The sequence below is a fragment of the Providencia rettgeri genome, assembly GCF_001874625.1.
Taxonomy (GTDB): Bacteria; Pseudomonadota; Gammaproteobacteria; order Enterobacterales; family Enterobacteriaceae; genus Providencia; species Providencia huashanensis.
In genome coordinates this window covers 837611-860319 of the sequence record NZ_CP017671.1, presented here as the reverse complement: position 1 = coordinate 860319, position 22709 = coordinate 837611, and the positions used below count along the sequence as shown (strand labels likewise).

The window sequence follows — 22709 nt, the reverse complement described above, 5'->3', positions numbered from 1 at the left end:
GAATTTAGATGTTAATCTTAATCCGAGGCAGTTTCCAAATCACACAATTTGATTCTGTCTCCTTTTAGAAAAGGAGTCAAGAGGAATGGCCAAAATTGCCCTTCTGGGGCTAGTTACCGTGTGTCTTACGGTGTTGTGTTTTTCATTGTTAATGCAAGAAAGGCTATGCTCTTTCAGTATCAGCAGCGGAAGCACGCTGGTTCAAGCGACGTTATCTTGCGATAACTAGTCTTGTGGGGGAATTTCCCCCACATTTCTCTCTAATTGTGCATTGGTGATACAAGCACCCTGTTTTGAATCTACACTCTTTGCCATTCTTACTTCAGTTCAATCAATAATCATAATAATACCAATGATATCAAAATCATTATAACCAATTGAATTTAAATATTTTTATTATAAAAACTGACTGTAAATAGATTTATTTCGAGTGGATCTTTGCTATGATTGCCGTGGGTGCTTGGATCATTTTGGTTCAAGCATTTGCCAAAGCCAAAAAGACGAAAGCCCCGAATTTAGATGTTAATCTTAATCCGAGGCAGTCTCAAACCCTCACAATTTGATTCTGTCTCCTTTTAGAAAAGGAGTCAAGAGGAATGGCCAAAATTGCCCTTCTGGGGCTAGTTACCGTGTGTCTTACGGTGTTGTGTTTTTCATTGTTAATGCAAGAAAGGCTATGCTCTTTCAGTATCAGCAGCGGAAGCACGCTGGTTCAAGCGACGTTATCTTGCGATAACTAGTCTTGTGGGGGAATTTCCCCCACATTTCTCTCTAATTGTACGTTGGTGATACAAGCACCCTGTTTTAAGTTATGGGCGATAAACCTTTATATTTTCATAACCTTGCTCTTTTAGGTATAGCGCTTGCAAGCGGCTCATTACCCCACGGTCACAATATAATAAATAGGTTTTATCTTTTGGTAAGTCACCAAATTGCGTACTCAATTTATAGAATGGAATGTGCTTAACTTCCATTCCATCTACATTCAGTGGCTTGTCTTCAAATTCATCAATTGAACGAATATCTAAAATCACTTCATTTTCAATTGAAAGCTCACTCACCATTTCAATTTCAGGGACTTTTTCAAGGCTTTCTTGTGCAATTTGTCGAATATCGATATTTTGCGCTTGCTCCACAACAGACTCTAAAATAGCAAAATCAAAATTGGCCTCTTCTGCTTCAATTCGTGCTTTAACAGCTTTCACTGTTGGGCTTTTTGAAATCACACCACAATATTCCGGCATGGTTTTCGCAAAATCTTCAGTCCCAATTTGCCGAGCTAATTTGATTATGTGTTCTTTGTCATGAGAAATCAGTGGCCTTAGCACCAAAGTATCAGAAGCATTATCAATAAGACGCAAGTTAGTTAAAGTTTGGCTAGACACTTGACCAAGCGCTTCACCCGTAACAATTGCCTGCACACCATAACGCTCCGCAACTTTAGACGCAGCTCTCACCATCATACGTTTAAGTACAACGCCCATTTGGCCATCATCGACTTTCTCTAAAATTTCAGCCACAACTGGCTCAAAGTTTACAGCAATAAAGCGCACTTTATGGGAGCTACCAAAACGGTTCCATAGATAATGTGCAATTTGCTTCACGCCAATTTCATGTGCCGCACCACCTAAATTAAAAAAGCAGTAATGAACACGGCAACCACGGCGCATCAACATATAGCTAGAAACACCAGAGTCAAACCCACCGGAAATTAGCGATAAAACATCTTCTTGCGTCCCTATAGGAAACCCGCCAATACCTTCAATACGTGATTTAACTAAAATCAGTTTGTCATCTTCAATTTCCAAATGCACGGTTGTATCTGGGTCTTTGAGCTTAACTTTAGCCGAAGGAATATGTTGGTTTAAACCACCACCAATGTAACGCTCAGCTTCAATCGATGAAAATTCGTGCTTACCGCGGCGTTTCACCCGAACACAAAAAGTTTTGTTTTCGAGAGACGCACCATAAGATTCATGGGTCATTTCATAAATATGGTGCAGGCTAGTAAACGGTTTTTCTTCCACTTCAAGGATATGGTGGATACCGGGAATACGACCTAACATGTCACAAATTTCGTCGTGCTTCGTTTCCCCTTTCACACGCACTTCAATATTATCCCAATTACGGACAACCGAAATTTCTTCGCCAAGAGGTTTTAGCACGTTACGGATATTGCTAGTCAGAATTTTAATGAAACGTAGCCTAACAGTTTGGCTTTTGATGGTAATTTCTGGGAATAACTTAATGATAAACTTCATAATAGCTGCATGTTCATGGTTGTGGGGCAAACGAACGTGTCTTAACAAGGACACACGTATAGGTTACCAATTGTCAATAAAGAGGCGTATTATAACACTATCTTGCGGACTGAATCTAAAAACACCAATAATAAATTGTAACCGTGGCAAGACTACGTTAGTCTGCTAAATATTTAACATTCCCTGAATTAACTAATTTAACATTAGTGGCTAAAGAATATGGCTAAAGAAAAATCTCAGCAAGTTGCACCTGTTAGTTTTGAAAACTCGCTTCAAGAGCTAGAGCAAATCGTCGCTCGTCTTGAATCCGGTGACCTCCCTCTAGAAGACGCTCTGAATGAGTTTGAACGTGGCGTTCAAATTGCCAAACAAGGTCAAAAAGTACTGCAACAAGCTGAGCAGCGTGTACAAATATTGCTCAGTGATGACGAAAATAAACCTCTTGCCGATTTTTCACCTGATACTGAATAAATTATGTCTGAACAACATTTAGATAGCTTCACGCTGCAACAAAAACAAACCTATGACAGAGTCAATCAATACCTTTTAGATGCCCTAAATGCGATGCCTTTTGCAAACCTTCCTCTTGCACAAGCAATGCGATATGGCACGTTATTAGGCGGGAAACGTTTACGCCCATTTTTAACTTATGCGGTAGGCTCTATGCTTGGTGTGAACCAAGAAAACCTTGATGCACCAGCTGCCGCTGTCGAGTGCATCCATGCCTATTCATTAATTCATGACGACCTGCCCGCTATGGATGACGATGATTTACGCAGAGGTCAACCAACCTGCCATATAAAATATGGTGAGGGTAATGCTGTCTTGGCGGGAGATGCATTACAAACGCTGGCCTTTCAATTACTTGCTTGTGCCCCAATGCCAGATGTCGCTGATAAAGACCGTATCGCAATGATAGCCGAGCTATCCTATGCAAGTGGCCTTGCTGGGATGTGTGGTGGGCAGGCTCTGGATTTAGACGCCGAAGGGAAATACGTCGACCTTGAATCCTTAGAACGTATTCATCTGCATAAAACTGGTGCACTCATTCGCGCAGCTATTCGCCTTGGTGCTTATGCCGCTGGCGAAAAAGGGCATCAATTACTACCTGTTTTAGATAAATACGCACAGTCCATCGGGCTTGCCTTTCAAGTTCAAGACGATATCCTAGATGTTATCGGGGACAGCACGGTAACAGGTAAGCGCCAAGGGACTGATGCTGAGCACGAAAAAAGCACTTACCCATCTTTACTCGGCCTTGAAGCGGCTCAACAAAAAGCACGTGAGCTATATCATGATGCAATAAGCGCTTTAGAGACGATCCAGTCATATGGGTATAATATAGAAATGCTAAGCGCTTTAGCTAATTTCATTATTGAGCGTAAAAACTGACAATATGCTTTGCCTTTTGGCAACAAGAAGGTCGATAATTACGGCATTTATTACCTTGATGAATCTTCAGAACATTCTATAACTCAAAAAACAGACAGACTATTGCTTACACTAAGCGAGTTATAGAAAGGCAATCAATGAGGATCACCCACAATATGCGTAGATAAATTTACGCACCGCAATACTTAGATAACTGTTTCAGTACCGAGTATTCAATATGTGGGTTTTTTATTAATTATAAGTGAGTACCTAATGAGTATTGATATCGCTAAATATCCAACGCTAGCATTGGCAGAGACACCAGATGAGCTTCGTCTGTTGCCCAAAGAAAGTTTGCCTAAGCTGTGTGATGAACTCAGACAGTTTTTGCTGAGTAGCGTTGGCCGTTCTAGTGGTCACTTTGCTTCTGGTCTCGGTGCAGTTGAGCTTACCGTCGCATTACATTACGTCTACAAAACCCCGTTTGATAACCTTGTTTGGGATGTCGGTCACCAAGCCTACCCACATAAAATTTTAACGGGTCGTCGTGACCGTATTGATACTATTCGTCAAAAAAATGGTTTGCACCCTTTTCCATGGCGTGAAGAAAGTGAATATGACATTTTAAGTGTTGGCCATTCATCCACATCGATTAGTGCGGGTTTAGGAATGGCTATTGCGGCAGAAAAAGAAAAGCAAAACCGTAAAACCGTCTGTGTGATTGGTGATGGAGCTATCACCGCAGGGATGGCATTCGAAGCCATGAACCACGCAGGGGACGCCGCACCCGATATGCTTGTTATCTTAAATGATAATGAAATGTCTATCTCCGAAAATGTTGGCGCGTTAAATAACCATTTGGCTCACCTGCTTTCTGGCAAGCTATACACCACATTACGTGAAGGTGGGAAAAAAGTTTTCTCTAACTTACCGCCAATCAAAGAATTGCTGAAAAAGACCGAAGAACATATCAAAGGTATGGTTGTTCCCGGTACCATGTTTGAAGAATTAGGCTTTAACTATATTGGCCCTGTTGATGGACATGACGTCGTCGCCTTAGTTCAAACCTTAAAAAACATGCGTGATTTAAAAGGCCCACAGTTTTTACATATCATGACTAAAAAAGGTCGTGGTTATGAACCTGCCGAAAAGGACCCGATCAGTTGGCACGCAGTACCAAAATTTGACCCAAGCACATTCACTTTACCCAAAAGCAAAGAGACGGGACCGACATTCTCTAAAATCTTTGGGGATTGGCTGTGCGAAGAAGCCAAAGATGATGACAAGCTAATGGCAATTACGCCAGCTATGCGCGAAGGCTCTGGTATGGTTCGGTTTTCTAAAGAATTCCCTGATCAATACTTCGATGTCGCGATCGCAGAGCAGCATGCTGTCACCTTTGCAGCTGGTCTTGCTATTGGGGGCTATAAACCCATCGTCGCTATCTATTCGACCTTCTTACAACGGGGTTATGACCAAGTCATCCATGACGTGGCTATCCAAAAAGTACCGGTGATGTTTGCTATTGACCGAGCCGGCATTGTTGGCGCTGATGGCCAAACCCACCAAGGTTCATTTGATATTTCATTCCTACGTTGTATCCCTACTATGGTGATCATGGCACCAAGTGATGAAAACGAATGCCGCCAAATGCTACATACTGGCTACCATTACCAAGATGGTCCAAGTGCTATTCGTTACCCGCGAGGCACGGGGACAGGTGCACAGCTACAGCCTTTAGCTCCACTAGAAATTGGTAAAGGAGTTATCCGTCGCCAAGGGGAAAAAGTTGCTATTTTGTGTTTTGGTACGTTACTTAGTCATGCATTAGAAGCCGCTGAGCAATTAAATGCGACTGTGGTTGATATGCGCTTTGTTAAACCATTAGATGAAGCCTTAATCCTTGAGGTGGCAAACAGCCATGATGTGCTCGTTACACTCGAAGAAAATGCAATTAAGGGTGGTGCGGGTAGTGGTGTGAATGAGTTCCTAATGCAGGAAAAAAGAATCATTCCTGTTTTAAACCTTGGTTTACCAGACTATTTTATTTCTCAAGGTAGCCAAGAGGAACTTATCGCTGAGCTCGGGTTAGATGCAACGGGTATTATTAAGTCAATTAATACCTACTTAGCCAAGTAATAGGTTAACGAAAAAAGGCATTACCATGATAATGTAATGCCTTTTTAAATAACAAAGTTAATCACTCTCATTTTCTTTTTATATACACAGTATATAGAGTGTTAACTTTAACTCTATTATTTCATTTCCGATGCAACTTTTAAAAAAAACACTTTTAAACCCTGCTTTTACATCTTAATTATATTTTTATATCATAATAACAAATAAAAAAACCAAACATAATAAAATTATATACAATGATATTTATTCTATTCACTCTAAAACAGAATATATACAAAATATTTATCTTGAATGTAAATTTTGAAAATAAAAACATGCAAATTATTTTTAAATCCATTAATATGAACTATGTCACTGTATGACAGTGTAACTTAAGCTCTGACTTATATTGGTTTTTCATTGCATTATGCAATAAAGCTTTTCCTATTATATTTCAATGCTTAACACTGAATAATAACGACTATATGATTTTAACAATTTTAACCAGGCTTTAATATTTAATTATTTTGTTTTCTTAATTTAAAAACCAGGAAACAAATAAACGCATTCCAACTACAATTTGCATATAGTTTCTCTTTATTTAGCCAATTTTAATAAATATATTTGGGAGCGCTTATGTGTGGACAATATATTAATGAACCTTTGTATTTATCCATTGCTAACTGGGTAATGAAACAAGGGCGCTGGATCACCGCCAGAGAAATATCCAATAATTTTGATATCCCTCACCCTAATGCGGTTAATATTGTTTCTTATATTTTATCTGACGTAGCTGAAATTCAATGTGAAGTTAAAATGATCCCGAATAAATTATCGGGTCGTGGCTGTCAGTGCCAAAGGCTGATTAAGGTTACAAAAATTGATAATCAACTTTATGCACGTCTTAGAAACCACCAATCTGAAAAAGTCACTATTGATTCTCCAGTGAAAGCGGCATCTATGCCACCGAGTGAATTAAATCGAGAGCAAAAATGGCAATGGATGCTATCAAAGGCACAACGCCGTTAACATAATGATCACATCAAAAAAACACGGGCTCAAGTCTGCGTTAAGGCTGTCGACAAAGCGGGATAAAAGCGTATTTTTCCCGCTTTGTATTATCAGCCGAAAATCAACAAATTAATTTTCTTGATATACTTTCAATAACTTATACAACTCAACAAATGAGATGCAAAGCTAGCTTTATAATTCTAAAAATATATTATTTATGGCATGATAGCCATCTATGGGAAAAATAAGCCTGTATAGTATTGCCTATCCAAGAGAGAAATATTTACTGAATATTGGTTTAGGTTAAAAGGTTGCTAAGAAAACTTAACTTTCATAGCAGAAAATGGACGCTATTTATCACCTATAATTAATATGAAAAATAAATTATTTCTAATCGCGCTATTGTTAATAACGGCAAGCCATGCATATTCAAACCCAGAGTTAAATAATGATAACTTTGAGCAAACAAAAATATTAGCAGAACAAGGCAATATTGAGGCTCAAAATCAACTCGCGATCATGTATTTCAACGGTTCTGGCTCCAAGCAAGACTATGTTAAGGCAATAGAGTGGTTTCAAAAAGCCGCTGAACAAGGATATGACGCTGCACAAAGCAATCTTGGGATAATTTATTTACAAGGTTTGGGAACTCAGCAAAGTTATACTCTGGCAAAGGGCTGGCTCCAGAAATCGGCTGAACAGGGATACGCGCAAGCTCAATATAACCTTGGAATAATGCATAAAAAAGGGGAAGGAACCAAGAAGGATCTTGCTCAAGCAAAAGAGTGGTTTCAACAAGCTGCTGATAAAGGCTATATTGACGCACAAAGCCAACTCGGTGAAATGTACTTAAACGGTGACGGAACCCAGAAAAACTATCCCCTCGCCTTAAAGTGGCTTCAAAGTGCCGCAGACAAAGGAAATACAAACGCGCAATTCAACCTTGCACTTATATACTTAGACGGCTTGGGTACCGAACAAAGCTATCAAGAAGCGTTGCGGTGGTTTCAAAAAGCCGCTGAGCAAGGAAACGCGGCTGCTCAGTACAATTTAGGTTTAATGCATCAAGACGGGTTAGGCACTCCCCCCAACAATTCACTAGCAAAAGAATGGTATCTAAAATCTGCACAACGAGGGCATGCACCCGCTCAAAGCAATTTAGGGCTTATCTATATTCAAGACACTGAAAAACAACCAGATTATACCTCCGCCAGAGAATGGTTTCAAAGGGCAGCAGAACAAGATTACGTCATTGCACAATATAATCTTGGCATGATGTATAAAAATGGTGATGGCGGCATTAAAAATAAAGAAATGGCAATAAAATGGCTACAAAAGGCCGCTGAACAAAATTACCCATCCGCACAATATAATCTTGGATTATTGTACCAAGATGAAAAAGATAACCACCAAAATCATAGCTTAGCGAAAGAGTGGTATCAAAAAGCCGCTGAGCTAAACTATGCGCCCGCGCAAAATCAGCTTGCCATATTGTATCTAAAAGGAATTGGCACGCCGCAGAGTTATACTCTTGCAAAAGAATGGTTTCTCAAAGCCGCGGAACAAAATAATGCTTCCGCACAATTTAATCTCGGTGTGATGTATAAAAATGGTGATGGCGTTGAAAAAAATGAAAGCGTGGCTCAAGAGTGGTTTCAAAAAGCTGAACAGCAAAAAAATAACTAACCTCATTTTTTCATAATAATCACTGTCGATAATGAAAACGCCCAGCTTTTAACTGGGCGTTCAAAGATTAATTACTGGCCTTTAGGTTTGACATCCGTTGTCCCCATGAGCCTTGGCCTATTCAACTCTATTTCTATCAAGGGTAACGTTTCATGTAATCCTTGTCGGTATCGAATGGCTAAGTCTTGATATTCTTTCGTATTGAGCTGCTTCCAATGCAATTCTTCCTCACGAATATGACGAGCAAAACGTGCAGGGCTGCCAACCAGTAATTGGCGAGGTTCGCCTTGAAACCCAGCTTTAACAAAGCTCATCGCCGCAACAATACTTTGTTCACCAACCAGGGCTCCATCCATAATCACACTGTTCATTCCCACTAATGCATCACGACCAATAATACATCCATGCAAAATAGCTCCGTGGCCTATATGCCCACACTCGTGGACAATGGTTTCGACATCGCTATAACCATGCATAATGCAACAATCCTGAATATTGGCGCCTTTTTCTATGATCAAACGGCCATAGTCTCCACGTAAAGAAGCGTTAGGCCCAACAAACACCCCTTCACCGATAATCACATCACCAATCACCGTCGCTGATGGATGTACATATGCGGTAGGGTGAACAACTGGGATCACCCCTTCAAAAGCGTAAAAACTCAAAATTCACCTCTTTGCTAAATGAACTAGCGCCCTTTCCAACTTGGTGAACGTTTTTCGGCAAACGCCAGCGGACCTTCTGTTGCATCTTCGGAGTGTAAAACCGCGGGGTAGTTTGTCAGCACACCGCTGCGTATAAGCTTATAACCCTCTTCAACAGTAAGCTCTCCGGTTGCGCGAAAAATTTCTTTCAAGGCCGCAACCGCAAGTGGTGCACTTTGAGTGATTTTTTCTGCGAGTTCACGTGCTTTTTCCATTAAACTTTCCATTGGTACTACTTCATTAGCGATCCCCCAGCGTAATGCTTCCTGAGCATCCATACGCCTTCCCGTCATCACCATTTCATTCACGATCGGTGCTGGTAAGATTTTAGGTAAACGCAAGACACCGCCGCTATCAGGCACAATACCAAGTTGGGCCTCTGGTAAGGAAAAACTGGCATTTTCAGAGCAAATGATCATATCTGCCGCTAAAGCTAGTTCAAAGCCTCCACCAAACGCATAACCATTAACAGCAGCAATCACTGGTTTGTTTAAATTGAAAATTTCAGTGAGTCCGGCGAAGCCACCGGGACCAAAGTCGGCATCAGGTGCTTCACCTTCTGCCGCAGATTTTAAGTCCCAACCCGCAGAGAAAAATCGCTCTCCTGCTCCTGTTATAATGGCGACACGCAGCGAAGGATCATCGCGGAAATTAAGGAAAACTTCCCCCATTTTAAAACTGGTTTTTGCATCTATCGCATTTGCTTTAGGTCTATCAAGTACGATTTCCAAAATGGAGCCATTACGGGTAATTTTTAATGATTCGCTCATAGTGCAATCCTTTAGTCATCATGCGCTGCCATTTTGCCTACAGAAAGTTGCAGCCAAAACGTTCGCGTAATTAATAGAGTTATTCGATTATTGCAGATGTTTTTTCAGCACTTTTCCAGAACAGTTACGCGGTAAATCCTTACGTACCTCAACCCATGATGGCACTTTAAATTTCGCCATTTGCTTTTCACAAAAAGCGAAAAACTCTTCCTGAGTTAATGTTTCACCCTCTTCTAACACAATAAAGGCTTTAATCGCTTCATCACGGATCTCATCAGCAACACCAATCACCGCCACGTCAACAATCAAAGGATGTGAAGCAATAATATTTTCAATTTCACTACATGAGACGTTCTCACCGCCTCGTTTGATCATATTGATGCTTCTGTCCACAAAATAGAAAAATCCATCTTCATCTTGGTATGCATAGTCGCCTGTGTGCATCCAATTTTGCTCATCAAATGTTTTTTCTGTGGCTTCAGGGTTGTTGTAATACTCTTTAAATAAAGTTTTACCTCGTTCTCCCTTCACACAAAGCTCACCAATCACCCCAGTGGCAACAGGTTGATTGGTTTTATCCCTAATTTGCGCTTTATAGCAAAAACCAGGACGACCAATGGATGGCCAACGGCGGATATCACCAGGTCTATCCCCAATTAGCCCCACAATAGTTTCCGTCATGCCATAAGAAGTCAGAAAACTTTTCACAGCAAATCGAGCCATAAACTGCTCTTTTTCCTCATCACTCAAGTTGAGGTAAAACATGGCTTCACGTAAGCAATGGTCTTTTTCATTATCCGCCAGCGGCTGGCTTAAAAGCGTACGGATCATCATGGGGATCAGCTCAACAACAGTGGCTTGGTGCCTTACAACTTGCTGCCAGAAACGTCTCGCACTGTATCTCTCAAGTAAGACAAATGTTGCACCCACTGAAAATGCCGCCATCGATGCTGTACATTGGCAATCGATATGAAAGACTGGCATTACCGTAAGGTAAATATCGTCGGAACGTAACGTGTTCTGCCAAGAAGAGTAATAACCCGCAAAGCGTAAGTTGTAATGGGTAATAACCACCCCTTTCGGTTTGGAAGTGGTACCTGAGGTAAATAAGATTTCCGCAGTATCACCCACACTAAGCTCAATAAGTTGGGTTAACTCTGTCGGTTTTTGTGCTTGTTCAAGCAAAAAGTTTGAAATGCCTTCCTGCGGTTTAAACGACATATCTGAAATTAAAAAAATGTGCTCAAGGCTGGTACTTTTATCATCAAGTACACGTTGATAAATATCTAAAAAAGACGCACAAGTGACCACCATACGAGGTTGGCAGTTTTGCATAATCCAAGCGGCTTCATGGTATTTATAGCGTGCGTTAACTGGGACCATAATCGCCCCAATTTTCGCCAAGCCAAACCAGCAAAAGAAAAACTCTGGGCAATTATCTAAATGTAAAGCAACCTTATCCCCTTTTTGTATTCCATAATCTAAAAAGAGATTTGCTGTGCGATTAATTTGCTGATTCATTTCTATATAACTGAATTCTCGAATATTTCCATCGCAGGATTCAAAGATAAGCGCCTTATTATCCCGATGGGTCAACGCTAGGTCATCCCACATTTGGCGCAAATTTTGTTTACCGATTACATCCATTAATTGTTTCCCATCATTTCCCTAATGAATATCAGGCCAGTTGGATTAATTGACCTGACTACCCATTCAATTAATCAACTATTTTGGCTAATCCTTTGTCGACTAACCCCCGAATATCAATTTCGCTATATCCAATATTTTTTAGTATCTCTGTCGTATCCATGCCATGTGATGGCATACCACGCCAAATTTGCCCTGGATTATTTTTGAATTTTGGCATCACATTTGGGCCACGACAGGTTTTTCCATCCATAGTCTGCCAACTGGTGATCGACTCACGAGCCAGATATTGTGGGTTGGTTTCTAATTCAGGAATGGTTAAAACTTTGGCGCTTGCAATGTTGAGTTCGGCTAATCTCGCTAGCACCTCATCAATTGAGCGAGCACCTAACCATTCATCAAGTTTTTCTTCCATTAAAGGCCCATAGGGGCACTCAATACGATGAATAAGCTGTGTGCCTTCCGGTATTTCTGGTGTACCAAGAAGATGAGCAAGGCCAATATCTTTAAATATTTCTTGGATTTGTGTGATACCGACGATTTCCATCACAATATAGCCATCATTACAACTATAAAGGCCGCAACCTGCGTAATAGGGGTCTTTCCCCTTGGTCATCCGCGGGCAGATTTCACCACCATTGAAGTAATCCATCATGAAGTATTGCCCCATTCGTAGCATGACTTCATACATGGCAATATCAATACTTTCCCCTTTCCCCGTTTCACGGGCTTTATACAATGCAGCTAGAGCCGCTGTTGTAGCTGTCATGCCTGAAAAATAATCAGCAGTATAAGGAAAGGCTGGCATTGGCTGGTCTTTATCACCATTTTGGATAAGATAACCACTAAAAGCCTGTGCAATAGTATTGTAGGCAGCTAGGTTAGTGTATTGAGGGTCACCGTATTGCCCGAAGCCTGATAAATGGGCGATAACCAATTTAGGGTTATGTTGCCAAAGTACTTCATCGGTGATCCCTCTACGGGCAAATGCAGGTCCTTTACTCGCCTCAATGAATATATCCGTTGTTTCCATTAATTTTAGAAATGCCTCACGCCCTTCATCCTTAAAGATATTCAATGATAATGCGCGTAAATTACGCCTTGATAGCTGTGGGTAATTGGGTTGAACACGGATAGTGTCTGCCCAAGCTACGTTCTCTATCCAAATCACTTCCGCGCCCCATTCTGCAAACATTTGCCCTGCAAATGGACCGGCTATTTCAATCCCTGAAAACACCACTCTGACCCCTGCTAATGGGCCAAATTCTGGCATTGGTAAATGCTCTGCCATGTTCTAATCTCCTGTTAAATTTGGCTGGCCTTCTTAAAAAGCCAACCAATAAACATTCAGCTATTAGCGGTACTGTTTCAGTACACTGCGGCCTAATGTCAGTATTTGCATTTCATCTGAACCACCAGATACACGGTCTACACGCAAGTCACGCCAGAAACGTGCGATTCGATGCTCACCAGCAATACCTACACCACCCAGTACCTGCATCGCAGAGTCTACGACTTCAAATGCCGCATTCGCACAGAAGTATTTACACATTGCTGCATCACCAGAGGTAATCAATCCGTTGTCACTCTTCCAAGCAGTTTCATATAACATGTTACGCATTGAATTGAGCTTGATCGCCATATGTGCAAATTTTTCTTGAATTAATTGATAACGGCCAATTGCTTCACCAAACTGAACACGTTGATTGGCGTAACGGGCTGCATCTTCAAATGCACACATTGCAGTTCCATAGTTAGTCAATGCGACTAAGAAACGCTCATGGTCAAACTCTTCTTTCACACGGTTAAAGCCGTTACCTTCACGGCCAAACATATCTTTTTCATCCAGTTCAACGTTATCAAAGGTAATTTCGCAGCAGCTATCCATACGTAGGCCCAGTTTCTCAAGTTTATTGACCTTGATACCGGGTTTGCTCATATCTAAAAACCACTCGGTGAAAACAGGTTTATCAGGAGAATCTGCATCACGACTCATCACCACAATGTATGGTGTGTAAGCACTACTGGTGATAAAACATTTGCTACCATTGAGATAAACTTTGCCATTACGGCGTTGGTAAGTTGTTTGTAAACTCCCTACATCAGAACCCGCGCCGGGCTCCGTAATCGCAGAGTTCCACATTTGTTTACCTGTACCGCGAAATGCCATAATTTTATCAATTTGTTCTTGGGTCCCTTCTCTGAGTACGGTATTAAACCCCCCGGTAATTGGTACAACACATACGTTGGTGCGCCAAGGCGACCCAGCTCCATCCATACCGCAGCGACTGTAATAAACCCAGCGTTTAAACCGCCATGCTCTTCTGGGATCAACAGGTTATCAATTTCCATGTCCGCCAAGGCTTTAACAAAACGTTCAGGATACATACTGTCGCGGTCGCATTGTGCAAAATAGCTTTCCCAGTTTTCACTGGCCATCAGCTCACGGATCCCTGCGACAAACAGCTCCTGCTCATCATTCAATCTAAAATCCATATTAATAACCTCTTAAATGTTGTTTCTGAATAAATTAATCATTTTTCCAATGCACTTTTGCATCTTTAATAAAGGAGAGCGTTACCATAATGTTGACGAAAAAAAGTGGGCATCCTCCGGCAATTATCGCTGTTTGAATCGGTTTCAATCCGCCTAGAGCCAGTAATACGATACCGATAACACCGACTAAAACAGACCAACCGATACGCACCAATAACGGTGGCTCATCGCCATCTTTCACTGCGCGACAAGTCGACATAGCGAGAGTGTATGAACAAGCGTTGATGAGTGTGACGGTGGCGATAAAGCAGAGGATGAAGAAGCCCCAAATTGTTGCAGTGCTCAAAGGTAAGGCTGCCCATGTTTCAATAATGGCGCGTGCAACGCCGAATTCTTCAATCAGCTTTGGAATGTTAATAATATTTTGGTCAACGAGTTGTAATGTATTACTGCCTAGGATGGTCCAAATTAACGTTGTCCCTGCCGTCAAGCCTGCTACCATGCCGATACACAGCTCACGGACGGTACGGCCTTTAGAGATACGGGCGAGGAAAATACACATTTGGATGGCATAGATTACCCACCACGCCCAATAGAATACGGTCCAACCTTGTGGGAAACCGCCTTTACCCACTGCATCTGTATAAAACAGCATGCGTGGCATATACATCATTAAAACCCCGATAGAATCGGTGAAATAGTTCACAATGAAGCTGGCGCCGCCAACAATAAATACCCATCCCAGCATCAAGAAACTCAAGTAACTACGGACGTCACTGGCAATTTTCACCCCTTTTTGCAAACCAAAAGCCACGCAGATTGCATTTAGGATGATCCAGCAGAAGATAATGATGGCATCAAGTTGTAAGGTATGAGGAATACCAAATAAGTATTGAATACACTCAGTAACGAGTGGTGTAGCTAACCCTAAGCTGGTCCCCATGGCTAATATCAAAGCGACCAAGTAAAAATTATCAACGATGGTACCGAACCAGCCATTTACATGTTTTTGACCCACTAATGGGACAAGGGTGCTGCTTGGGCGGATAACATCCATTTTGCGAACAAAGAAAAAATAACCGAATGCAACAGATAAGAAACTATAGGTTGCCCATGGTAGTGGTCCCCAGTGGAATAAACTGTATGCAAGCCCAATATTTTTGGCCTCTGTTGAATAGGCTTCAAAACCAAAAGGAGGTGCAGAGACGTAATAATAGATTTCAATAGAACCCCAAAATAGTACCGCAGCAGAGGTACAGGAGGCGAACATCATAAAAATCCAGCTCGCGCGGCTAAATTCAGGTTTTTCATCCCCCAAACGCTTTTTGGCGTAAGGACCCAATATTAACCAAAACCAGCCACCAAACATTATCACCATGTACCACTCAAATGCCCAGCCCCATACATTAGTGACATAGCTGAATACTTGATTGATAACTTCGTTAGAAGCATCAAGGTCACGGACGGTTAACCAACACAATAGTCCAACAATGATCAATGGCGGAAAAAAAACTTTTGGTTCTATTCCACCCTTTTTATTTTCTTTGCTCATAGTTCGATCCCAATTTATTATTTAATATATAAGCTTTTAAATAGATATTAGTCTCAACACCTCATCTCACTTATTTATTACCAAACTCAATAAATTTAATTAAGTATTAATCCAATCACTATTCAAATCATGTCGAGTCCCCATTAACAATTCTGTTATTAAGGTCACAATATTATTCGTGATAAATATTTGTTACTAATATCTGACGCTTTAATAATTAAAATAACCAATAAATACATATAGATAAATTATCTTGTAATATTAATGTTATTAAATACCTTCAGTATTGGTGATTAGCATAACAATATTGAACATTACATTGATAAGTTGATGATTTTTACAGTATTGGTGAGTAGTGTATCAGTATGAATATTTAAACCGACTTTAATTCAAGGTTTTCAATATTGGTGACTTAGGTTTTATTTTTAAATATCCAGTTCATGATAATTATATAATCCGAAACAAAAACGGATCATATTTATTAATTATATTTTAGGAGATGTAATGAATATTATTACATGCTATAAATCTGTTCCCGATGAACAAGATATTATTGTAAATAGCTCAGATGGTTCTTTAGATTTTTCACGTGCAGATACCAAAATTAGTCAATATGATTTAAATGCGATTGAAGCAGCTAACCAAATTAAAGCGCAACAAGCAGATAGTAAAGTTATTGCGTTAAGTGTTGGTGGTAAAGCACTAACCAATATGAAAGCACGTAAAGATGTATTATCTCGTGGTCCAGATGAACTTGTTGTCGTTATTGACGATCAACTCGAACACGCCTTACCACATCAAACTGCACTTGCCTTAAGTTCTGCGGCTCAAAAAGTTGGTTTTGATTTAATTATCTGTGGTGATGGTTCCGCAGACTTAAACGCTCAACAAGTTAGTATCTTAATGGGTGAAACCCTGCAAGTTCCCGCTATCAATGGCATAAAGAAAATTGTCTCCATCACACCGGATACGCTCATTGTAGAACGCGAATTAGAAGATGAAATTGAAACATTGTCCATTTCGTTACCTGCCATTATCGCAGTGACCTCCGATATTAATGTCCCTGTCATCCCATCAATGAAAGCCATTTTAGGTGCCGCTAAAAAACCCGTTCAAGCTTGGGCAATAACCGATATTGGCTTGGATAACGTTACAGCATTATCCGCACAATCTATCGCAGCACCTAAGCAAAAAGTTCGTCAACGCATCATCATTGAAGGTGATAGCGAAGAGCAAATTGCACAATTTGCTGAACATTTAAGAAAAATCATTTAATCGGAGGAGTTATGAGCAAATTATCAACCGTTTGGGTATTTAGTGATATGACTTCCCGTTTACCTGAACTTATCGGTGGGGCCCTCACTCTCGGCGAACAAGTCAATGTATTAACGTTAGATGACGCACAAAGCTCACAAGCCTTTCAACTTGGCGCAACCCACGTTTTTCAACTGTATGGTAAGCCTGACGACCGTATCATCGAAGACTATGCTGATACCATTGTCACGACAATTAAACAGCATGGCGATAACGGGCTATTACTGCTACCTAATACCCGTAGAGGTAAATTACTGGCTGCACGCTTAGGTGCAAGACTGCAAGCTGCTGTGTCTAACGATGCGGCAACTGTGACAGTAGAATCAGGAAAACCTGTAATAAAACATATGGTTTATGGTGGGTTAGCCTTTGGCCAAGAAACCTTAAACAGTTCATTTTCAGTCGCTACACTCACCACCGGCACGTTTGAAGCTGCGCAAAATAATGCATCACTCAGCGGTACTGCTCAAACTGCACCATGGGTTGAACCAAAACAATCTATTGTACGTACCTCGATTCAGAAAAAAGCAGGTAACTCCGTTGAACTAGATAAAGCTCGTCTAGTGGTCAGTGTAGGTCGGGGGATTGGAAGCCAAGAAAATATCGCTATCGCGAAAAAACTCGCTGATACCATCGGCGCTGAAATTGCCTGTTCTCGCCCTGTCGCAGAAAACGAAAAATGGATGGAGCATGAGCGCTACGTTGGTATTTCCAACCTGATGCTGAAACCTGAGTTATATCTCGCAGTAGGAATTTCTGGTCAAATTCAGCATATGGTTGGCGCAAACGGCGCACAAACTATCGTCGCCATTAATAAAGACAAAAACGCCCCTATTTTCCAATTTGCAGACTATGGGATCGTTGGCGACCTGTTCAAAATTTTACCGGTTTTAACGCAACAACTGGCTAAATAAATTCAATAGCAGTGGGGTTTTCCTCACTGTTTCAGTGACCTTTGGAGAAACTATGTCCGATGATATATTTGATGCAATCATTGTAGGCGCGGGTCTAGCTGGTTCAGTGGCTGCATTGGTGCTTGCCCGTGAAGGTGCGCAAGTTCTCCTAATCGAAAGGGGAAACTACGCAGGCGGTAAAAACGTCACAGGTGGCCGCATGTATGCTCATAGCTTAGAGCGTATCATTCCTGAATTTACCCAAAATGCCCCTATTGAACGTATGATCACGCGTGAAAAGCTGTCATTTATGACAGAAACAGGTGCAGTAACAGTCGATTTCCAAAATGGAGCAGAGCAACCCCCAGAAGAAACCTCTTGGTCAGTGCTGAGAGGCAAGCTTGACCCGTGGTTAGTCGAACAAGCTGAAAATGCCGGCGCACAATGTATTACAGGTATTCGCGTTGATAAGTTAGTGGAACGGGATGGCAAAGTTGTAGGTGTTGAAGCCGATGGTGATGTGCTAGAAGCCAAAGTGGTGATCCTCGCTGATGGTGTGAACTCCATACTGGCTGAACAACTAGGAATGACCAAACGAGTGAATGCTGAGCATGTCGCTGTTGGGGTAAAAGAATTAATTGAATTGCCAAAAGATATTTTAGCTAACCGATTTAATCTTAAGGGAAAAGAAGGGGTTGCATGGCTATTTGCGGGGGCTCCTACCGATGGCTTGATGGGGGGAGGCTTCCTTTATACCAATGAAGATACTATTTCTTTAGGTTTAGTTTGTGGCTTACATCATATTAAAGATGCCAAAAAATCGGTTCCACAAATGCTCGAAGATTTTAAACACCACCCAGCGGTCGCCCCATTAATTGAAGGGGGCAAAATGATTGAATATGCCGCTCACGTTGTCCCTGAAGCGGGCTTGAAAATGCAATCAGAGTTGGTCCGTGATGGTGTGCTAATCGCAGGGGATGCAGCTGGGATGTGTATGAATTTAGGCTTTACCATCCGCGGAATGGACTTAGCCGTTGCTTCGGGTGAAGCCGCGGCAAATGCAGTAATTAACGCTATGAAAAAAGAGGACTTTAGTAAACAAGGACTCAGTGAGTACCTCAAATTACTCAACGAAGGCCCTCTTCGTGATATGAAAATGTACCAAAAAATGCCTGAGTTTTTAGATAACCCACGCATGTTTTCCGCTTATCCAGAAATGGCTGTCGGTATTGCTAAAAAACTCTTCACTATTTCAGATGAAGCACCTGTGCCACTGCGTAAGACTATGCTACAAGAGGCAAAAAAAGTCGGCTTCATCAATTTAATCAAGGATGGAATTAAAGGAGTGAGGGCAATATGAGTGATCCAGTCAATGTTGATGTCAAGTTAGGCATTAATAAATTTAATGTCGATGAAGAAAATCCACATATTGTTATCAAAGAGCACCCGGATATGAAAGTGCTCGAAATATTAACTAAAGCCTGCCCTGCTGGCTTATATAAAAAACAAGAAGATGGCTCCGTACGTTTTGATTATGCCGGCTGCCTTGAATGCGGAACCTGCCGTATCCTAGGCTTAGATAGTGCATTAGAAAAATGGGAATACCCACGCGGCACATTCGGCATTGAATTTCGTTACGGCTAATTTAATTAGCATAACCCTAAAAGCCATTAACTTTTAGGGTTTTTAAGCGCATATTTGCGCTGACACTGGGATGCACAATGAAACCAAGAAGTTTTGACGATGTCCAATTTTCTTCCGTTCATCGGCGGATCATGCTCTGGGGGAGTGGTGGGCCTTTTCTGGACGGTTATGTTTTAGTCCTGATCGGCGTCGCTTTAGAGCAACTCACTCCAATATTAAGTTTAAACAGTGAATGGATTGGCTTACTAGGTGCCGCAACGCTTGCGGGTTTATTCATTGGTACCTCACTGTTTGGCTACATTTGCGACCAAGTCGGTCGCCGCAAAATGTTCTTAATCGATATAGTGGCCATAGGGGCAATCTCTGTTGCAACTATGTTTGTTTCAACCCCTTTAGAACTACTAATAATGCGTTTTTTAATTGGCATTGTCATTGGTGCTGATTATCCCATCGCAACCTCGATGATCACCGAATTTTCCAATACCAAACAGCGTGCGTTTGCGGTCGGGTTTATTGCAGCCATGTGGTACGTTGGCGCAACTTGTGCCAATCTTGTTGGCTATATGCTTTATGATGTTCAAGATGGTTGGCGCTGGATGCTAGGCAGTGCCGTCATTCCATGTATCGTTATTTTAATTGGCCGTTTTGATCTACCTGAATCGCCTCTTTGGTTAATCCGCAAAGGACGTATTCCAGAATGTGAAAAAATGATGGAAAAACTGTTTGGCCAACCTGTGGTTTTTGAAGCTGAGGAAGCGAAAAAAACACATTTTCATCAACTGTTTAATAAACGACATTTTTCTTTCGTATTATTTACTGCGATTATTTGGACCTGCCAAGTGATCCCAATGTTTGCCATCTATACTTTTGGCCCACAAATTGTTGGGCAATTAGGTTGGGATCAAGGTAAAAATGCGGCTTTAGGCAACGTAGTTATCAGCTTATTTTTTATGTTAGGTTGCTTACCAGCGATGTACTGGCTAAATAAAATGGGAAGACGACCACTGCTAATTGGTAGCTTTGCCCTAATGACTGCAGCGCTAACTATACTCGGGTTATTTTCTAACCTTGGTATCTGCCTAGTCATTATCATGTTTGGTATTTATGCATTCTTCTCTGGGGGCCCAGGGATTTTACAGTGGCTCTACCCTAATGAGTTATTTCCAACAGATATTCGCGCATCCGCCGTTGGGGTCATTATGTCCATCAGCCGTATCGGAACCATTTTTTCCACATGGGCACTACCGATTTTTATCACAAAATACGGTGTTAGCACGGTGGTATTGATGGGGGCAGGGGTTTCTTTACTTGGGCTAGTTGTCTCAATTCTATTTGCGCCAGAAACCAAAGGATTAACCCTAGCACAAACCTCAGTGATGGGTATTCGGCGCAAAAAGAAGTAAAAGAAGTTACTACGATAAGCAATCACATCCAATACGCTAAATAGTTTGAGTTGTGGCTAGGCGGCAATCGAGGTTATCCCGATGAGCATACAGAAGTATGTGATTCGGGTAACCGAGTGCAGCCAACAACGCCACAGCGCAAAATATGATACGTATTTATACGCTAAATAGTTCAGATTGTAGGTAGGCGGCAAGCGAATAAGACCCTAGGAGCATACACCAGTATGTGACTAGGGCGAATAAGCGAAGCCAACACCCCTACAATTTGAAATATGACGCGTATTTAATTGGTTGAGAATGGCATAATGTCATACCAAACCAACAACCAAATTGTCACATAAGCAAATATCGCCGCAATAATATCATCAATCATGATACCAAAACCGCCGCTGACCTTTCGGTCAAAAATACGTATTGGCCATGGCTTCCACATATCATAAATGCGGAAAATAAAGAATGCGGTAATGACCCATTCATAATCGACCACTGGGATTGCCATTAAGGTAATCCACATCCCGATAAACTCATCCCACACGATGCTACCGTGGTCATGAATTTTCATATCATCAGAGGTACGTTGGCAAATTAGACAGCCAATCCAAAAGCCCGCCACAATGAGCACCCATATGCTCCACACTGGCATATTTGCCATCAATAACCAAAAAGGTATTGCCGCAAGGGACCCCATAGTCCCAGGTACAATTGGCGATAAACCGCTGCCAAACCCCGTTGCTAGCAAATGCCAAGGGTTACGCATATTCAGCCGTTTTTTTGCTTCTGCTTTTTCTTGGCAACTTGCCATGCTACGCACCTTCCGAAACAAAATGATCGAAACCTTTTAGGTTTACATCAACTTCTTGGTTATTGCAAAAGTAGCTGATCCCTTCAGATTGCGGCTTAATTTGCCCAATACAAGTAAAACCAGACCCTGTATGAGCTAAAGCCATTTCTAATGCCCCGCGATTAATTTCCGGTACAGTAAAGCATAACTCGTAGTCTTCTCCACCACTCAGGGACCATAAACGGCTTTGCTCAACGCTACAGTTCTGTACTAAGGCCTCTGACTGCGGCAGTGCATCCAAATTAATTCGAGCGCCACAGCCACTTGCCTTCAAAATATGATTAAGATCAGAGACTAGACCGTCTGAAATATCAATCGCAGAAGACGCTAAGTTCCTAAGGGCTTGACCTTGTAAAATACGTGGCTGTGGACGTAAATGACGCATAATTAGCCATTCTTTATGCGCGGTATTTTTGATATTCAGCCTATCTTGTAAAATAGCAAGACCTGCTGCGCTATCCCCTAATGTCCCTGTCACATAAATCCAATCCCCATTACGTGCACCAGCCCGAGACAATGCTTTACCCTGTGGTACTAACCCATGGACAGTATAAGTCAGGCTCATTGGACCACGAGTGGTATCACCGCCAATTAGCTGCATCCCGTAATAATTTAATTGCTCAAATAAGCTATCACTAAATGATTGCAACCAATCACAATCAACGCAAGGTAATGTAATAGCTAAAGATACCCATGCAGGGTCTGCCCCCATTGCTGCAAGGTCACTTAAATTAGATGCTAATGATTTATAGGCTAGGTCAGCAGGTGAAATCGTAGGGAGGAAATGCACACCAGAAACAAGGGTGTCAGTACTCACAGCAAGTTGCTGTTTTTCTGGGATGGTCATCAACGCACAGTCATCTCCAATACCGATATTTACATCACGTCGGTTCGTTGTTTGACGGTTAAAATAACGTGCGATGAGGTCAAATTCGCCATAGGACATGGTAGATTTTCCGTTTTCGCTATAACTATTTTCGTTTTAAATAAAACAAATA

20 protein-coding genes and 1 pseudogene are annotated in these 22709 nt (G+C 41.5%); 12 read left to right on the top strand and 9 right to left on the bottom strand.

What is annotated here, in order from left to right:
• The first annotated feature begins 85 nt into the window (after positions 1 to 85).
• Positions 86 to 229, top strand: coding sequence for a Hok/Gef family protein (locus tag RB151_RS03645; RefSeq protein WP_004914564.1), 144 nt, complete (start codon positions 86 to 88; stop codon positions 227 to 229).
• Positions 230 to 596: 367 nt separating this feature from the next.
• Positions 597 to 740 carry a Hok/Gef family protein gene (locus tag RB151_RS03640; protein ID WP_004914564.1) on the top strand — a complete coding sequence of 48 codons (144 nt, stop codon included), beginning with the start codon at positions 597 to 599 and terminating at the stop codon, positions 738 to 740.
• Positions 741 to 809: 69 nt separating this feature from the next.
• Here RB151_RS03640 and thiI read toward each other — a convergent pair whose 3' ends face one another.
• On the bottom strand, positions 810 to 2261 hold the full coding sequence (thiI, locus tag RB151_RS03635) for a tRNA uracil 4-sulfurtransferase ThiI (protein WP_042846927.1): 1452 nt from the start codon (positions 2259 to 2261) through the stop codon (positions 810 to 812).
• Between the two features lie 219 nt (positions 2262 to 2480).
• On the opposite strand from thiI, the gene xseB reads away from it, so the two are divergent.
• The 5 genes from xseB (at position 2481) to RB151_RS03610 (ending at position 8447) form a co-directional block, all read left to right on the top strand.
• On the top strand, positions 2481 to 2732 hold the full coding sequence (gene xseB, locus RB151_RS03630; RefSeq protein ID WP_042846928.1) for an exodeoxyribonuclease VII small subunit: 252 nt from the start codon (positions 2481 to 2483) through the stop codon (positions 2730 to 2732).
• A 3-nt stretch (positions 2733 to 2735) separates the two neighbouring features.
• Positions 2736 to 3653 carry a (2E,6E)-farnesyl diphosphate synthase gene (gene ispA / locus RB151_RS03625; protein ID WP_042846929.1) on the top strand — a complete coding sequence of 306 codons (918 nt, stop codon included), beginning with the start codon at positions 2736 to 2738 and terminating at the stop codon, positions 3651 to 3653.
• A 252-nt stretch (positions 3654 to 3905) separates the two neighbouring features.
• On the top strand, positions 3906 to 5771 hold the full coding sequence (gene dxs / locus RB151_RS03620) for a 1-deoxy-D-xylulose-5-phosphate synthase (protein WP_042846930.1): 1866 nt from the start codon (positions 3906 to 3908) through the stop codon (positions 5769 to 5771).
• 615 nt (positions 5772 to 6386) lie between these two features.
• Complete coding sequence (gene caiF / locus RB151_RS03615; RefSeq protein ID WP_042846931.1) at positions 6387 to 6779, top strand: carnitine metabolism transcriptional regulator CaiF; 393 nt, start codon at positions 6387 to 6389, stop codon at positions 6777 to 6779.
• A 354-nt stretch (positions 6780 to 7133) separates the two neighbouring features.
• Positions 7134 to 8447, top strand: coding sequence for a tetratricopeptide repeat protein (locus tag RB151_RS03610; RefSeq protein ID WP_052219357.1), 1314 nt, complete (start codon positions 7134 to 7136; stop codon positions 8445 to 8447).
• A gap of 71 nt (positions 8448 to 8518) precedes the next feature.
• On the opposite strand, the gene caiE is transcribed toward RB151_RS03610, so the two are convergent.
• From caiE to caiT, 6 genes and pseudogenes are all read right to left on the bottom strand, one after another.
• On the bottom strand, positions 8519 to 9112 hold the full coding sequence (caiE, locus tag RB151_RS03605; protein ID WP_042846932.1) for a carnitine operon protein CaiE: 594 nt from the start codon (positions 9110 to 9112) through the stop codon (positions 8519 to 8521).
• 23 nt (positions 9113 to 9135) lie between these two features.
• Positions 9136 to 9921, bottom strand: a complete 786-nt coding sequence (gene caiD / locus RB151_RS03600; RefSeq protein WP_071547711.1) for a crotonobetainyl-CoA hydratase — start codon at positions 9919 to 9921, stop codon at positions 9136 to 9138.
• Positions 9922 to 10008: 87 nt separating this feature from the next.
• Positions 10009 to 11568 (bottom strand): crotonobetaine/carnitine-CoA ligase, encoded by a 1560-nt coding sequence (gene caiC / locus RB151_RS03595; RefSeq protein ID WP_042847027.1) that lies wholly within the window; start codon positions 11566 to 11568, stop codon positions 10009 to 10011.
• Between the two features lie 70 nt (positions 11569 to 11638).
• The gene (gene caiB / locus RB151_RS03590) at positions 11639 to 12859 is read right to left on the bottom strand and encodes an L-carnitine CoA-transferase (RefSeq protein ID WP_042846934.1); all 1221 of its coding nucleotides are present in this window, start codon (positions 12857 to 12859) and stop codon (positions 11639 to 11641) included.
• A 63-nt stretch (positions 12860 to 12922) separates the two neighbouring features.
• Positions 12923 to 14064: pseudogene (gene caiA, locus RB151_RS03585) on the bottom strand (crotonobetainyl-CoA dehydrogenase).
• Between the two features lie 34 nt (positions 14065 to 14098).
• Entirely contained in the window at positions 14099 to 15616 is a 1518-nt protein-coding gene (caiT, locus tag RB151_RS03580; protein ID WP_071547710.1) for an L-carnitine/gamma-butyrobetaine antiporter, read from the bottom strand.
• 504 nt (positions 15617 to 16120) lie between these two features.
• Between caiT and fixA the strand changes: the two genes are divergently transcribed.
• The 5 genes from fixA to RB151_RS03555 all read left to right on the top strand — a co-directional run bounded on the left by fixA (position 16121) and on the right by RB151_RS03555 (position 20870).
• On the top strand, positions 16121 to 16891 hold the full coding sequence (gene fixA / locus RB151_RS03575) for a putative electron transfer flavoprotein FixA (RefSeq protein WP_071547709.1): 771 nt from the start codon (positions 16121 to 16123) through the stop codon (positions 16889 to 16891).
• A gap of 11 nt (positions 16892 to 16902) precedes the next feature.
• Positions 16903 to 17844: an FAD-binding protein gene (locus RB151_RS03570; RefSeq protein ID WP_048608391.1), complete on the top strand. Its 942-nt coding sequence runs from the start codon at positions 16903 to 16905 to the stop codon at positions 17842 to 17844.
• Between the two features lie 52 nt (positions 17845 to 17896).
• On the top strand, positions 17897 to 19183 hold the full coding sequence (fixC, locus tag RB151_RS03565; protein WP_071547708.1) for an FAD-dependent oxidoreductase FixC: 1287 nt from the start codon (positions 17897 to 17899) through the stop codon (positions 19181 to 19183).
• Entirely contained in the window at positions 19180 to 19467 is a 288-nt protein-coding gene (fixX, locus tag RB151_RS03560) for a ferredoxin-like protein FixX (protein WP_042846940.1), read from the top strand. The genes fixC and fixX overlap by 4 nt, the downstream gene beginning before the upstream one ends.
• 77 nt (positions 19468 to 19544) lie before the next feature.
• Positions 19545 to 20870 (top strand): MFS transporter, encoded by a 1326-nt coding sequence (locus RB151_RS03555; protein WP_042846941.1) that lies wholly within the window; start codon positions 19545 to 19547, stop codon positions 20868 to 20870.
• A gap of 283 nt (positions 20871 to 21153) precedes the next feature.
• Here the strand turns inward: RB151_RS03555 and pgpA are convergent, their stop codons facing one another.
• The gene (pgpA, locus tag RB151_RS03550; RefSeq protein ID WP_042846942.1) at positions 21154 to 21672 is read right to left on the bottom strand and encodes a phosphatidylglycerophosphatase A; all 519 of its coding nucleotides are present in this window, start codon (positions 21670 to 21672) and stop codon (positions 21154 to 21156) included.
• Between the two features lies 1 nt (position 21673).
• Entirely contained in the window at positions 21674 to 22657 is a 984-nt protein-coding gene (thiL, locus tag RB151_RS03545) for a thiamine-phosphate kinase (protein ID WP_042846943.1), read from the bottom strand.
• Positions 22658 to 22709 lie beyond the last annotated feature (52 nt).

Coding starts and splice junctions, on each gene's coding strand:
- ispA (WP_042846929.1), top strand. CDS start 2,736: ATGTCTGAACAACATTTAGATAGCTTCACGCTGCAACAAAAACAAACC.
- caiF (WP_042846931.1), top strand. CDS start 6,387: ATGTGTGGACAATATATTAATGAACCTTTGTATTTATCCATTGCTAAC.
- caiC (WP_042847027.1), bottom strand. CDS start 11,568: ATGGATGTAATCGGTAAACAAAATTTGCGCCAAATGTGGGATGACCTA.
- caiB (WP_042846934.1), bottom strand. CDS start 12,859: ATGGCAGAGCATTTACCAATGCCAGAATTTGGCCCATTAGCAGGGGTC.
- RB151_RS03640 (WP_004914564.1), top strand. CDS start 597: ATGGCCAAAATTGCCCTTCTGGGGCTAGTTACCGTGTGTCTTACGGTG.
- RB151_RS03645 (WP_004914564.1), top strand. CDS start 86: ATGGCCAAAATTGCCCTTCTGGGGCTAGTTACCGTGTGTCTTACGGTG.
- thiL (WP_042846943.1), bottom strand. CDS start 22,657: ATGTCCTATGGCGAATTTGACCTCATCGCACGTTATTTTAACCGTCAA.
- caiD (WP_071547711.1), bottom strand. CDS start 9,921: ATGAGCGAATCATTAAAAATTACCCGTAATGGCTCCATTTTGGAAATC.
- xseB (WP_042846928.1), top strand. CDS start 2,481: ATGGCTAAAGAAAAATCTCAGCAAGTTGCACCTGTTAGTTTTGAAAAC.
- fixA (WP_071547709.1), top strand. CDS start 16,121: ATGAATATTATTACATGCTATAAATCTGTTCCCGATGAACAAGATATT.
- RB151_RS03570 (WP_048608391.1), top strand. CDS start 16,903: ATGAGCAAATTATCAACCGTTTGGGTATTTAGTGATATGACTTCCCGT.
- thiI (WP_042846927.1), bottom strand. CDS start 2,261: ATGAAGTTTATCATTAAGTTATTCCCAGAAATTACCATCAAAAGCCAA.
- RB151_RS03555 (WP_042846941.1), top strand. CDS start 19,545: ATGAAACCAAGAAGTTTTGACGATGTCCAATTTTCTTCCGTTCATCGG.
- dxs (WP_042846930.1), top strand. CDS start 3,906: ATGAGTATTGATATCGCTAAATATCCAACGCTAGCATTGGCAGAGACA.
- fixX (WP_042846940.1), top strand. CDS start 19,180: ATGAGTGATCCAGTCAATGTTGATGTCAAGTTAGGCATTAATAAATTT.
- caiT (WP_071547710.1), bottom strand. CDS start 15,616: ATGAGCAAAGAAAATAAAAAGGGTGGAATAGAACCAAAAGTTTTTTTT.
- RB151_RS03610 (WP_052219357.1), top strand. CDS start 7,134: ATGAAAAATAAATTATTTCTAATCGCGCTATTGTTAATAACGGCAAGC.
- pgpA (WP_042846942.1), bottom strand. CDS start 21,672: ATGGCAAGTTGCCAAGAAAAAGCAGAAGCAAAAAAACGGCTGAATATG.
- fixC (WP_071547708.1), top strand. CDS start 17,897: ATGTCCGATGATATATTTGATGCAATCATTGTAGGCGCGGGTCTAGCT.